Origin of the sequence: Bacillus sp. GbtcB14, assembly GCF_019091205.1 — a bacterium.
GTDB classification, from domain to species: Bacteria; Bacillota; Bacilli; order Bacillales; family Bacillaceae_G; genus Bacillus_A; species Bacillus_A cereus_AG.
In genome coordinates this window covers 152,915-167,052 of the sequence record NZ_JAGXJT010000004.1, presented here as the reverse complement: position 1 = coordinate 167,052, position 14,138 = coordinate 152,915, and the positions used below count along the sequence as shown (strand labels likewise).

Here is a 14,138-nt window from a genome sequence, read left to right as displayed (position 1 = left end):
GAGATAAAATAAAATGAAAAATTTACAAAGTAAAGCAGTATTAAATAACGGTGTAGAAATGCCTTGGTTCGGTTTAGGTGTATTTAAAGTAGAAGAAGGACCAGAACTTGTAGAAGCTGTAAAAGCAGCGATTAAAGCAGGATACCGCAGCATCGATACAGCTGCAATTTACGGAAATGAAAAAGCTGTAGGTGAAGGAATTCGTGCAGGTATCGAAGCAACTGGTATTTCAAGAGAAGATTTATTCATCACTTCAAAAGTATGGAACGCAGACCAAGGATATGAAGCAACAATTGCTGCATACGAAGAAAGCTTAAAGAAATTAGAACTAGATTATTTAGATCTATATCTTGTTCACTGGCCTGTAGAAGGAAAATATAAAGATACATGGAGAGCGCTAGAAACACTTTATAAAGAAGAGCGCGTACGTGCAATTGGTGTAAGTAACTTCCAAATCCATCACTTACAAGATGTAATGAAGGATGCAGAAATTAAACCAATGATTAACCAAGTAGAATACCACCCTCGTTTAACGCAAAAAGAATTACAAGCTTTCTGTAAAGAACAAGGTATTCAAATGGAAGCATGGTCACCACTAATGCAAGGTCAATTATTAGATAACGAAACATTACAAGCAATTGCTGAGAAACACGGTAAAACGACAGCGCAAGTTATTTTACGTTGGGACCTTCAAAATGGGGTAATCACAATTCCAAAATCAACGAAAGAACACCGTATTATTGCAAACGCTGATGTATTTAACTTTGAATTAACGAAAGAAGATATGGAAAAAATTGATGCATTAAATCAAAATCACCGCGTTGGTCCAGATCCTGATAACTTCGATTTCTAAGATTAAAGTAAGAAAGAAAAAGAGTGCTTTTATGCACTCTTTTTTTTTGTGCATAAAAATATTTTCTAATTAAATACTACTTAGTATTAAGTTTGTTATAAGGGGCTGTAAACATGAATATAAAGCAATCGTTCAAACTTTTAGCTATGTTTTTAAGTGTTTTATTTGTGTTATTCCCACTTCAAAAAGCATTCGCGGAAGTTATGGATCATACAAAGTATGAAATGGATTGGAGTTATAGTAGGTCAAAGAAGAAACCAATTCGAACAGAGCTTATTAAAACAGCAGATGGTAAAATTGCCTTTTGTTTAAATGTAGATTTGAAATCTCCAAGCGGTCAAGATTTACCGGAAATGGGCAAAGTGGATATTAACGTATACCGTGTATTATTAAATGGATATCCACAAAAGAGCCCACAAGAATTAGGTGTTTCTGATTGGAGAGATGCCCATTATGCAACACAGCTTGCAGTATGGAATGCGTTAAAACAAATCGATATTAATGATTTAGATTTCCGAAATAAAAACGTAGAAAAGGTAACGAAAGACATTGTTGCAAAAGCAAGTGCTAGTGAAGATTTACAAGAAATTACGATGAGTGTAGTACCATCGGAAGAACAACAAGCAGTATTGAAAAATGATTTCTTTGAAACAGGTTTATACACAGTAGAAACAAACGCGAAAAGTGGAACATATAAAGTGCAAGCAACAGGTGCACCAGCGGGCACGAAGTTTGTAAATGAAAAAGGCGAAGCGAAAACGGAATTCAATGTAGGAGAAAAGTTCCGTATCTTAATTCCGAAACAGACACCAGCTGGTGGATTTAGCTTTAAAGTATCAGGGAATTTAACGAAGTTACAAGGGATTGCACATAAAGGCACACCGACAATTCAAAATGCAGTAGTATTACTTGAGCGTAGTGAAGAAAAAACAAGTCCGGAGTTATCAGTGAGCTGGAAAAAAGGAAATGGTCATGATCATAATAATAAACCACATACTCCAAACGAACCGCATAAACCGAATCAAAAGAGATAATGAAAAAGTATTGGCCGTGTGCCAGTGCTTTTTTATATGAATGATAAAATTATATTAGAAAAACTATATGAAGGGTAAAGATACTGTTTATACAGTGTCTAGTTTATTTAAAAATAATATAAATATATTAAAATTCAAACGTTACAATTAATAGATTGTATTCACGAAATTGTAACATTATTCTGATTGGAAAGGCTATCAAACAAAGTAGAAAGCGTGTAAAATTCATTTGGAAAAACTACCTATAGATGGTCATATATGAAGAAAATGTAAGATTCTATTGTTATTTTTATTTTTAGATGTATAGATGACAAGACTGATAAGTATCTTTTACTATTCTCTTTTTATGTACAAAGAGAACTCATCACAAGTAGAGAGAAGTGAGGAGGGCATATTACATAAAAATTTTACAATGTAAGAAAGCGAATACATGGAGAGAAATGCGGTAGTAATTGATATAGGTGTGCGAGGTGTTAGTCTATTCTTTAAATTTTTGTATAAAAATAATAGGATTTCTCATTAAATGAATATATAGGATGGTTTCTCTAAATAAAGGAACAGGGGACACAGATTATGTCGAAGAAAAAGACGAGTAGGGTATTAGTAGCTGGTATATGTATATCTACATTATTATCACCAGTAGCTTTCGAAGCATCGAAAGGATATGCCGCACCTTTGGAAGAGAATAAGGGCGGGAATTTAGAAGAGATTAAAGAGAATAAATTTGAGCAGAGGGTATTTCAGCTGCCGGGAAAAGGTAGTGTGGAAGAAGAAAATAACCGCTTAAGAGTTACTTGGAAACTTTCCGCTAATGAGCCGACTGGAATTTATGCGGCGCCAAATGAAGAGATTACAATTGATATAAAAGGAACACAGACTATTCAAGCTTTCATAGGAACGAGATCTTATGATGAGGAGGGGCCAGAAGAGTTTGATTTAAAACCAGGGAAAAACGTTATATCATCTCCAAGAGGCGGTATTTTATATTTTTACAATATGAATAATGAAGGGGAAGTAACAGCTTCAGTTACGAATGGCGGTAGCCACTTTCCTTTGTTTATTTTAGGTAAGCATACGGAAAAAGATTGGGATGAGATGTTGAAGAAATATAAGGATCCTTATGCAGTTGAATTAAAAGGTGAGAGAAGTTTAATCACTACTACTTACGATTCGGTGCAGAAATATATGAAGAATACGGATCCAACAGATTTAATGAAATTGCACGATAAAATTATTCGTTTGGAAAATGCAGTGGCTGGACTATCTGAGGACGGTGTTGGGGTTACAAAATCTCCAATTCATTATGTTCAGTTTGTTGAAAAACGAAAGCCTGCTGAAGATGACTTTATGTTTGCAACAAATTATCATACAGGATATATTCCAAGCGCAATGAATAGAGTTTTAGATATAGAAGTGCTTGAAAAGGATGGCTGGGGACCATGGCATGAAGTTGGACACTTACATCAGCAAGAACCTTGGAAGTGGTCTAAAGTAAGCGAAGTCACAGTAAATATTTACTCATTAGCTGTTCAAAAGGCGTTAGGGAATCAATTAGAAATGGATGAGCACTATAAAAATTCATTTGAGTATTTAGAGAGACCTAAAACAGAAAGGGTCATTGATGACATTAATCCCCTTACAATGTTTTGGCAGTTAAATGTAGTGTATGGAGAACATTTTTATCCTAGGTTACATCAAGCTTATCGTTTGTTACCACAGAGTGAAATGCCTCATTCTAATGAAGAGAAAAAGCAACTATTTATTTATATGACATCACAAGTGGCAGGGCAAAATTTAATTCCTTTCTTTGAAGAATGGGGATTAACACCAAATGATGATATTAGAGAGAAAATAAAAAAATTAAATTTACCTAAATTAGAGAAGGAAATATGGAAAGCTACAGATAGTAATGATATTCGTGAAAAGCAAGTTGAACCATATAAAGTTCCGTATGGTGAACCTGCTAATGAGGTGCAAAACCTTTTAGTTGGTACAGAGTTTGATGAGAATGAAGCAAGTAAACTCGTTCAAAATTTAGGAGAGAATGTAAAAGTAACAGGTAAGATTATATGGCCTCCTAAATTAGAGAATGGAACACAGGAAGTGTTAGTAGAAATTGAAGATGAGAAAGGAAATAAAAATTCAATTCCTGTTCAAGTCAATGGAGTTTATGGTGACAGTATAGTTTTTCAAGGACTTTCAAATGATGTAATGTCGACAGTGATGCTGCGTCACAATGAAAAAAAATTAAATGTAAACTTTACTAATAATGAAATACATTACCGTTTTGAAAAAGAAAAATATATGGGCTTAAAGCTATATAATCGAAATGGAATTGAGAAGAAAAGTGTATCAGCAGAAGGGCAAGAAACTGGAAAACGATTCGCAATGGAACTAAATGAATTGGATTTTGAATATGGTGATGTAGTAAAAGTATTCCACGCAGAACCAAGCCGTCTGAAATGGTACAAAAATAACGTACTTGTAGATCAAGGGAAAGCTAAAAATAAAGAAGAAAAATTATTCAAAATTACTCCGCAAGGGTTTGAGTTAAAAGACAGTTTACAAGAAGTGACGACGAAACCGCAAAAAGTAGTAGTCGGAATGGATGTAGACAAACTAGATCCGAAAGAATTCGTACAAGTAAAAGATGGAGAAGTGATTGGTTTTGTAGAGAAGCCAAGTACATCGAAAATTGGTGAACAAAAGGTAAAAGTGGAAACGAAGGATCGTTTCGGAAATAAGCAAGTGACAGAAGTACCATTGGAAGTGACGTATGGAGATAGTATCGCATATGTGGGATATAACAATGATATTGCTTCAGTGGTAACGTTAAAGCATGATGATAAGAAGTTCCATGCGACTGATATGGATAGTCAAATCCATAAATATTTTGATAAAGAGCTATACATGGGAATCACGTTATACGATGGAGAAGGAAAAGAGAAAAAACATGTAACAGCAGAAGGACAAGAAACATCAAAGAACTTTGCGAAGCAAGTGAATGGTATGCAGTTCGAGTATGGAGATGTAGTGAAAGTATTCCACGCAGAACCGGTTCGTTTGAAATGGTATCAAAATAATACCCTTACTGGTCAAGGTGAGGAAAAAGGGGCAAAAGAACTATTCTTCAAAGTGACAGAAAAAGGCTTTGAGAGAATGGATATGTTGCAAGAAGTAACGGCGAAACCGCAAAAAGTAGTAGTCGGAACAGATATTAAGAAGTTAGACGCGAAAAACTTTGTTGAAGTAAAAGATGGAGAAGTAGTTGGATTTGTCGAGAAACCAAATACAACAAAAATCGGTGAACAAAAAGTAAAAGTAGAAACGAAAGATCGCTTTGGAAATAAGAAAGTAACGGAAGTACCGTTAGAAGTCATTTATGGAGACAGCATTATGTTCTTCGGTACATGGCATGGCGGAAGTAATATTAAATCGGTTGTCACGTTAAATCATGAAGAAAAGAAATTCAGTACAACAGATTCAGAAGGTCCAATGCATACTTCATTTGCAGATGAGAAGTATATGGGGATGACTGTATACGATAAAAATGGAAAAGAGAAGAAAGTTCTATCAGTAAAAGCATCTGAAAATACAAAAGGATTTGCAGAACAATTCAACGGAATGATGTTTGAATATGGGGATATGGTAAAGGTATACCAAAAAGAGTTTGATAGATTTAAAGTGTATAAAAAGAATGAATTAATTGACGCTAAGTATGGTGTTAACGAAGTAATCTTTAAAGTAACGGAGCATGGTTTCGAGAGAATGGAAACTCAGCAAGAAGTAACAGCAGTACCACAAAAAGTAGTAATCGGAACAGACGCTGAAAAATTAGATGCAAAAAACTTTGTTCAGGTGAAAGATGGAGAAGTAATCGGATTTGTAGAAAAACCGAATACAACAAAAATCGGTGAACAAAAAGTAAAAGTGGAAACGAAAGATTGTTTTGGGAATAAGAAAGTGACGGAAGTTTCATTGGAAGTAATTTATGGCGATAGTATAGTCTTCCAAGGTGATGGTAATAATACGCGTTCTGTCGTAACTGCGGATCATAATGCGAAAAAATTACAGGCAACATTTACGGATTCTAAAGTTCATTATCGCTTTGAGAATGAAAAATATATGGGGATAACGCTATATGATCAAAATGGAAATGAAAAGAAAGTTATTTCGGTAGAAGGGCAAGAGAGTTCGAAAAACTTTGCAGAACAGTTAAATGGTGTAGACTTCGCTTATGGTGATGTTATTAAGGTGTATCATGCAGAATCAGATCGATTAAAGTGGTATCAAAAGAATGAGTTTGTAAGTAACGGTAAAGGGAAACAAGAGTTGTATTTTAAATTAACGGAAAAAGGTTTCGAGAGAGTGGAAGCGCAACAAGAAGTAACAGCAGTACCACAAAAAGTAGTAATCGGAACAGACGCTGAAAAATTAGATGCAAAAAACTTTGTTCAGGTGAAAGATGGAGAAGTAATCGGATTTGTAGAAAAACCGAATACAACAAAAATCGGTGAACAAAAAGTAAAAGTGGAAACGAAAGATCGTTTTGGAAATAAGAAAGTGACAGAAGTTCCAGTAGAAGTAACATATGGAGATAGTTTAGTATATCAGGGGCTAAGTAATAGTATTCGTTCGATTGTAACGTTGAATCATGACGAAAAGAAATTGCATGTAACATATACAGATGAACAAATTCATAGCTACTTTAACAATGAACTATATATGGGAATTACGTTATATGATGGAGAAGGAAAAGAGAAAAAACATGTAACGGCAGAAGGGCAAGAAACTTCAAAGAATTTTGCAGAGCAAGTAAATGGAACGGCATTTGAGTATGGAGACGTGTTGAAAGTATACCATGCGGAACCGAGTCGTTTGAATTGGTACAAAAAGAATGAGTTAGTTAAAAAAGAGGATGCAATGAAGGGTGAAGAAATATCCTTCAAGATTACTCCAAATGGCTTAGAGCAAGTACAATAATAAAAAAGCTCGTAAAACATAATGTTTTACGAGCTTTCTTTATTATTCAGCTTCAGAAACAACTGTGAAGCGTTCGTTTACATGTTTTGGATTTTCGATTTCATCAAGTGCTGCTACTGCGAAGTCTTCATAGCTTACGTAGCTATCGCCTTTTGAGTTAACAAGAAGATTGTCTTTACCAGCTTTGTAAGAACCAGTACGTTTTCCTAATGCAAATAGTGCAGAAGGGCTGATGAATGTCCAAGTAATGTCGTTTGTTTGTTGTAAGATTTCTAAGTTTTTACCTTGGTTTTGAGCTGTTGCAAGGTATTCGCCTGGGAAACCTGGTGTCTCAAATACACGTGTTGTTTTCTCTTCGTCTACAAATAAGCTTCCAGCTCCGCCAACTACAAGTAATTTTGTATTTGGTGCACCTTTCATAGCTTCAATTAGTACGTTTCCTGCATCTACGTGAAGGTGTTCTTCTCCTGCTGGAGCACCGAACGCATTTACAACTACATCGAATGCTTGTAGGTCGTTAGATGTAAGAGAGAATACATCTTTCTCTAGAATATTTACGTTTTCTTCTGTGATTTTTGTAGCATTTCTTACGATTGCAGTTACTTCATGTCCGCGATCTAATGCTTCTTTTAAAATACGACTTCCTGCTTTACCAGTTGCTCCGATAATTCCGATTTTCATAATAAATCCCTCCAAAGTGTTTTGTTAAAGTGTATATCTGAAAGTAAATGAATGCATTGTAATTAGGTTTGTTACAACCTGTTGTAATCATTATAGTTACAGGTTGGCATTTTTGTCAATGGGGTTGTTTAGGAATTTGTTTTTTGTTTTAGTATGTGTAGTTGGGGAAACGTAAGTCATAAAAACATAGTTGGTCTAAAAAACCCTAGTATTTGGAAAAGAGAAAATTGTCGAAAAATGTTGATTTTTAAATATTTTTTAAATATAATTCGATTTATGGAGAAAAGGAGGGGGTTAATTGTATGAATATTTTGGAACAATTCGTTTCATCAACGAATACAATTCTTTGGTCATATATTCTTATCGCAATGTTAATTGGTTTAGGTCTTTATTTTTCTATTAAATTGAAATTTGTACAACTTACTCATTTAGGGGAAATGATTCGTTTAATGAGTGATGGATTAACTGGAAAGACGCGTAAAAAAGGTAGTGTATCTTCTTTCCAAGCGTTCTGTATGAGTTCAGCAGCTCGTATTGGAATCGGGAACTTAGCCGGTGTAGCGTTAGCTATTTCTATGGGAGGACCTGGTGCAGTATTTTGGATGTGGGTGATTGCGATTATCGGAGCGTCTTCAAGTTTCGTAGAAAGTACGCTTGCCCAAATTTATAAAGTAAAAGATGGCAGTGGCTTCCGTGGTGGTCCTGCTTATTATATGGAAAAAGGTTTAAATAAACGTTGGATGGGAATTTGGTTCTCTATCCTTATTACAATTAGTTACGGTTTAATTTTTAACTCAGTACAAGCAAATACAGTAACGTTAGCGTTTGAAAATGCATTTGGTTTAGAACGTTATATTGTTGGAATTGTATTAGCTGCATTAGTTGCGGTTATTATTTTTGGTGGTGTAAAAAGTATTGCACGTATGTCGGAAATGATTGTTCCGCCAATGGCGCTTATTTATATTGCGGTAGCTATTTTTGTTGTCATTAAAAACTTCTATTTAATACCAGATGTGTTCACAGAAATCTTTAAAGGGGCATTCGGTTTAGATTCAGCTGTAGGTGGCGGTATCGGTGCTGCAATGAAGTTTGGTATTCAGCGCGGCTTATTTGCGAATGAAGCAGGTATGGGTAGTGCGCCGAACGCGGCAGCAACAGCTGATGTAACGCATCCAGCGAAACAAGGTTTTATTCAAACAATTGGAGTGTTAGTAGATACATTTTTAGTATGTACATCAACGGCGTTTATCGTACTATGTTCTGGTGCATATAAAGCAACAAATTTAGAAGGTATTGAATTAACGCAAAATGCATTAAGTTCACAAATCGGCCCATGGGCAAGTAGCTTCCTAGCGATTATTATTTTCTTATTTGCATTTAGTTCACTTCTAGGAAACTACTATTATGGTGAAACGAATATTGAATTCATTAAACAAAGTAAAACTTGGTTAATGATTTACCGTATTGCGGTAGTGGGAATGGTATTATTCGGTTCTGTTGCGACGCTTAAAGTCGTATGGAATATGGCAGATTTATTTATGGGTCTAATGGTAATCACAAACTTAATTGCGATTACACTTCTTGGACGATTTGCATACGCTGCATTGGCGGACTATGTAAAGCAAAAGAAACAAGGGAAAGATCCAGTCTTCAGTGCAGATTCTATTCCTGGTTTAACGAATACAGAGTGTTGGGATAAGCCAGCTGTAACGAATAAAGAAAAAGCAGTGTGATGAAAAGATGAGTATCGAATTAAATTCGATACTCATCTTTTTTTGTTGTAGTACATGATGTGAAGTGTAATTAGGTTTGTTTTTCTTGTTATTTATAGGAAGTATACGGTATGGAAAGAATCATTTGAATAGGTATGGATACTTGTAATAGTTGTTGTATTTTATTGTAGAAAGAACTAACATGTTATATGTGGTAACATTTACATGTTAGGAAACCTTACATCTTTTTGTCGAAAATTCTTGATTACTAAGAGTTTTTAGAATATAATTTTCTTATTGTGAAGAAGAGGGGGCAATACAATTATGGATTTTTTAACGAATATAATTGGGGATATAAATAATGTTCTATGGTCATATATAATCATTGCGATGTTAATTGGGTTAGGACTTTACTTTTCGTTTCGTGTGAAATTTGTCCAAATTCGTTACTTCGGTGAAATGATTCGATTGCTTGGGGATGGGGCGAGTTCGAAAACGAGGAAAGCACAAAAAGAGAAGAGCGGTGTATCATCATTCCAGGCTTTTTGTATGAGTACAGCTTCTCGTGTAGGTACTGGTAACTTAGCTGGTGTAGCTATCGCAATCTCAGCAGGTGGACCAGGAGCGGTATTTTGGATGTGGTTAATCGCGGTAATTGGGGGTGCTTCTGCATTTGTAGAGAGCACATTAGCGCAAATTTATAAAGTAAAAGATGGGAATGCGTTCCGTGGTGGCCCAGCGTATTATATGGAAAAGGGATTAAATAAGCGCTGGCTGGGAGCAATTTTCTCTGTTTTAATAACAGTAAGTTTCGGATTGATTTTTAACGCTGTACAGTCTAATACTGTAGCGGCTGCTTTTGATGGGGCATTCAAAACAGATAGTAGATTAGTAGGTCTTGTAATGGCTGGTTTACTTGCAATTATTATCTTCGGCGGAGTAAAACGTATTGCACGTGCGGTTGAAATGATTGTTCCAGTAATGGCAATTATATATGTGGCAGTGGCATTATTCGTTGTTGTAACAAACATTACGGCAATTCCATATGTATTTAAAGAAATTTTCTTACATGCTTTCGGAATTAAAGAAGTAGTAGGCGGAGGATTAGGAGCTGCGATTTTACTAGGGGTAAAACGTGGATTATTCTCAAATGAAGCTGGTATGGGTAGTGCGCCAAACGCAGCAGCGACTGCAAACGTAACACACCCAGTTAAACAAGGTTTCATTCAAACTTTAGGGGTATTTACAGATACATTATTAATTTGTAGTTGTACAGCATTTATTATTCTTTTATCAGATGTGCATAATGCAGCTGATCTAAATGGTATTCAATTAACGCAACAAGCGTTAAGTCAGCATATCGGACCGTGGGCATCTATATTTGTAGCAGTTGCAATCTTCTTGTTTGCATTTAGTTCATTAGTAGGTAACTACTACTATGGTGAAACGAATATTGAGTTCTTAAATGGAAGTAAAGTGCTATTAAATGCATACCGCATTGCTGTACTTGGTATGGTTATGTTAGGGTCTGTAGCAACAATTCAAATCGTGTGGGATTTAGCAGATCTATTTATGGGTATTATGGCTGTTATTAACTTAGTAGCAATCGTATTCCTTTCTAAGTACGCTTTCGCAGCGTTATCAGACTATATTAAGCAAAAGAAACAAGGAAAAGATCCAGTATTCTATGCGGAGTCTATTCCAGGTTTGAACAATACAGAGTGCTGGGATAAGCCAGCAGTAGCTGATAAAGAAAAAGCAGTATAATGAGGTGAGCATCAAGTGAAACTTGATGCTCATTTTTTGTTTTATCCCGCTATTTGTGAACAGTAAAACTCCCGATTGATACGAGCGATAATCAGTGGGGATGACACTGATTAAAGTTTCGCTATATAATGTAAAAGACGAACATTCATGAATGTTTTATAATAAAATGTAATTTTTTTAAGAAAAGTGCGGATATGAGTTGTGATTTGTGTTAGAATGGAAAATGCCTTTGAAACAAGAGGTTTTATGATCTTTCCTATCCAATTGAAGGTTTTGGAGGAGAAATGGAAAGTTCGGATTATTTCTTATTTTGAATGGTCAGACGTTCAACGTTAATGAAGAGTTAAATGGAGGATTTTATTAATGAAGTTTGTTATGTTTCTTGTAGGATTGCTCGTTGTATTCGTACTCGGTTTTCTTATAAGTGCCGATCGAAAGAAGATTAAGTATAAACCAATCGCAATCATGCTTGTTATTCAGCTAGCTTTAAGTTATTTCTTATTAAATACGCAAGTTGGTTATATTTTAGTAAAAGGAATTTCAGATGGATTTGGCGCGCTTCTTGGATATGCGGAAGCTGGAATCGTTTTCGTATTTGGCGGTCTTGTTAATAAAGGAGAGGTTTCATTCTTCTTAACAGCGTTATTACCAATCGTATTCTTTGCCGTTTTAATCGGAATTCTGCAACACTTTAAAATTTTACCGATATTTATTCGTGCTATTGGTACGGCGCTAAGTAAAGTAAATGGTCTAGGAAAACTAGAATCATATAACGCAGTAGCAGCTGCCATTGTTGGACAAGCGGAAGTATTTATTACAGTAAAAGATCAATTAAGTAAAATCCCAAAACATCGTTTATATACATTATGTGCATCTTCCATGTCGACAGTATCAATGTCAATCGTAGGTTCTTATATGAAAATGATCGAACCGAAATATGTAGTAACAGCACTTGTATTAAATTTATTTAGTGGTTTCATTATCATTCATATTATTAACCCGTACGATATTACAGAAGAAGAAGATACACTGAAATTAGAAAATAAGAAAAAACAGTCATTCTTTGAAATGCTAAGTGAATATATTATGCTTGGTTTCACAATCGCGATCACAGTAGCGGCGATGTTACTTGGTTTCGTAGCATTAATTACAGCAATTAATAGCTTGTTTGATTCCATGTTCGGTATTACATTCCAAGCTATTTTAGGATACATTTTCTCACCATTAGCATTCGTAATGGGTATCCCGCAAGCAGAGATGGTAACAGCGGGACAAATCATGGCAACAAAATTAGTATCAAACGAGTTTGTTGCGATGCTGGATCTTGGAAAAGTAGCTGGTGATTTATCCGCTCGTACAGTTGGTATTCTTTCTGTATTCCTTGTATCATTTGCGAACTTCTCATCAATCGGAATTATCGCAGGTGCAACGAAAGGTATCGATGAAAACCAATCAAATGTTGTATCATCATTCGGTCTACGCCTTGTGTACGGTGCGACATTAGTAAGTATTCTGTCAGCGATTATCGTTGGTGTTATGTTATAAAAAAAGGTGGCCCTAGCTCATAGTTAGGGCTATTTTTTTATGGTAAATTTGCATGAAAAAACCAATTGATTAGGAATATATTAACATATAAAAATCTTTTAAAATTTATATTGCATTTCATCTAGATAACGCTTACAATTTGATTTGTAGGTGGTATCAATTTCAGACTTTCAAGTATGGTAGGAGAGAAGAAACTACCTTTTATAAATTGCAATTTATGTAAACGCTTACTGATTTTAGATAACAGTTGGATAGTATTTAGGGGTTTTAAATTTTTTTAACATCAATGGTCAGACGTCATTCGTTATACGTTATACGACCAATAATTCGTGGGAGAAGTGGAGGATTCACATATGAAAATAGTAATGTTTCTAGTCGGTTTACTTGTAGTATTTGTACTAGGATTCCTTATCAGTTCAGATCGTAAGAAAATTAAATATAAACCAATTGCACTTATGCTTGTCATTCAATTGGTACTTGCGTATTTCTTACTAAATACAAAGGTCGGATTTGTATTAGTAAAAGGGATCGCAGATGGATTTGGTTCTATTTTAAAATTTGCGGAAGCTGGGGTTAATTTCGTATTTGGTGGTCTAGCAAACGATGGACAAGCACCATTCTTCTTAACAGTATTATTACCGATTATTTTCTTAGCAGTATTAATCGGAATCCTGCAACATATTAAAGTTTTACCGATTATCATTCGTGCAGTCGGTTTCCTATTAAGTAAAGTGAACGGTTTAGGAAAACTAGAATCATATAATGCGGTAGCAGCTGCAATCGTTGGTCAAGGGGAAGTATTCATTACAGTAAAAGATCAACTAAGCAAATTACCGAAAAATCGTTTATACACACTTTGTGCATCTTCCATGTCTACAGTATCGATGTCAATCGTCGGTTCTTATATGAAAATGATTGATCCAAAATATGTAGTAACAGCACTTGTATTAAACTTATTCAGTGGATTCATTATCGTTCATATCATTAATCCATATGAAGTAAAAGAAGAAGACGATATTTTAGAATTACAAGAAGACAAGAAACAAACATTCTTTGAAATGTTAGGCGAATATATTATGCTTGGTTTCTCTATCGCTGTAACAGTAGCGGCGATGTTAATCGGTTTCGTAGCATTAATTACAGCAATTAATGGTGTATTCGATTCAATTTTCGGAATCACATTCCAAAGCATTTTAGGATATATCTTCTCACCATTAGCATTCGTAATGGGTATTCCAACATCAGAGATGCTAACGGCAGGACAAATTATGGCAACGAAATTAGTAACAAACGAATTTGTTGCGATGCTTGATTTAGGAAAAGTAGCTGGCGATTTATCAGCTCGTACAGTAGGGATTTTATCTATCTTCCTTGTATCATTTGCGAACTTCTCATCTATCGGAATTATCGCAGGTGCAACGAAGAGTATTGATGGCAAACAAGCAAACGTTGTATCATCATTCGGTTTAAAACTTGTATACGGTGCAACGTTAGTAAGTATATTATCAGCGATTATCGTTGGGGTTATGCTTTAATAAATAATAAAGAAGTCGTTTATCCCTC

At 35.1% G+C, this 14,138-nt stretch carries 8 protein-coding genes; 7 read left to right on the top strand and 1 reads right to left on the bottom strand.

The window, feature by feature from the left end:
• The first annotated feature begins 13 nt into the window (after window positions 1-13).
• From KVT31_RS13480 to KVT31_RS13470, 3 genes are all read left to right on the top strand, one after another.
• Window positions 14-853 (top strand): aldo/keto reductase, encoded by an 840-nt coding sequence (locus tag KVT31_RS13480; RefSeq protein WP_088098324.1) that lies wholly within the window; start codon window positions 14-16, stop codon window positions 851-853.
• Between the two features lie 113 nt (window positions 854-966).
• Window positions 967-1,887, top strand: a complete 921-nt coding sequence (locus tag KVT31_RS13475) for a thioester domain-containing protein (protein WP_088098323.1) — start codon at window positions 967-969, stop codon at window positions 1,885-1,887.
• A 573-nt stretch (window positions 1,888-2,460) separates the two neighbouring features.
• Window positions 2,461-6,870 (top strand): putative mucin/carbohydrate-binding domain-containing protein, encoded by a 4,410-nt coding sequence (locus tag KVT31_RS13470; protein WP_088098322.1) that lies wholly within the window; start codon window positions 2,461-2,463, stop codon window positions 6,868-6,870.
• A 42-nt stretch (window positions 6,871-6,912) separates the two neighbouring features.
• Here the strand turns inward: KVT31_RS13470 and KVT31_RS13465 are convergent, their stop codons facing one another.
• Entirely contained in the window at window positions 6,913-7,551 is a 639-nt protein-coding gene (locus tag KVT31_RS13465) for an NAD(P)-dependent oxidoreductase (protein WP_088098321.1), read from the bottom strand.
• A 302-nt stretch (window positions 7,552-7,853) separates the two neighbouring features.
• On the opposite strand from KVT31_RS13465, the gene KVT31_RS13460 reads away from it, so the two are divergent.
• From KVT31_RS13460 to KVT31_RS13445, 4 genes are all read left to right on the top strand, one after another.
• Window positions 7,854-9,284: an alanine/glycine:cation symporter family protein gene (locus KVT31_RS13460; protein WP_088098320.1), complete on the top strand. Its 1,431-nt coding sequence runs from the start codon at window positions 7,854-7,856 to the stop codon at window positions 9,282-9,284.
• Window positions 9,285-9,587: 303 nt separating this feature from the next.
• A complete protein-coding gene (locus KVT31_RS13455) occupies window positions 9,588-11,030 on the top strand; it encodes an alanine/glycine:cation symporter family protein (protein ID WP_088098319.1) in 1,443 nt (480 codons plus the stop codon).
• A gap of 363 nt (window positions 11,031-11,393) precedes the next feature.
• Window positions 11,394-12,575, top strand: a complete 1,182-nt coding sequence (locus KVT31_RS13450) for a NupC/NupG family nucleoside CNT transporter (protein WP_000673848.1) — start codon at window positions 11,394-11,396, stop codon at window positions 12,573-12,575.
• Between the two features lie 353 nt (window positions 12,576-12,928).
• Window positions 12,929-14,110: a NupC/NupG family nucleoside CNT transporter gene (locus KVT31_RS13445; protein ID WP_088098318.1), complete on the top strand. Its 1,182-nt coding sequence runs from the start codon at window positions 12,929-12,931 to the stop codon at window positions 14,108-14,110.
• Window positions 14,111-14,138 lie beyond the last annotated feature (28 nt).

Coding starts and splice junctions, on each gene's coding strand:
- KVT31_RS13480 (WP_088098324.1), top strand. CDS start 14: ATGAAAAATTTACAAAGTAAAGCAGTATTAAATAACGGTGTAGAAATG.
- KVT31_RS13460 (WP_088098320.1), top strand. CDS start 7,854: ATGAATATTTTGGAACAATTCGTTTCATCAACGAATACAATTCTTTGG.
- KVT31_RS13450 (WP_000673848.1), top strand. CDS start 11,394: ATGAAGTTTGTTATGTTTCTTGTAGGATTGCTCGTTGTATTCGTACTC.
- KVT31_RS13455 (WP_088098319.1), top strand. CDS start 9,588: ATGGATTTTTTAACGAATATAATTGGGGATATAAATAATGTTCTATGG.
- KVT31_RS13475 (WP_088098323.1), top strand. CDS start 967: ATGAATATAAAGCAATCGTTCAAACTTTTAGCTATGTTTTTAAGTGTT.
- KVT31_RS13445 (WP_088098318.1), top strand. CDS start 12,929: ATGAAAATAGTAATGTTTCTAGTCGGTTTACTTGTAGTATTTGTACTA.
- KVT31_RS13465 (WP_088098321.1), bottom strand. CDS start 7,551: ATGAAAATCGGAATTATCGGAGCAACTGGTAAAGCAGGAAGTCGTATT.
- KVT31_RS13470 (WP_088098322.1), top strand. CDS start 2,461: ATGTCGAAGAAAAAGACGAGTAGGGTATTAGTAGCTGGTATATGTATA.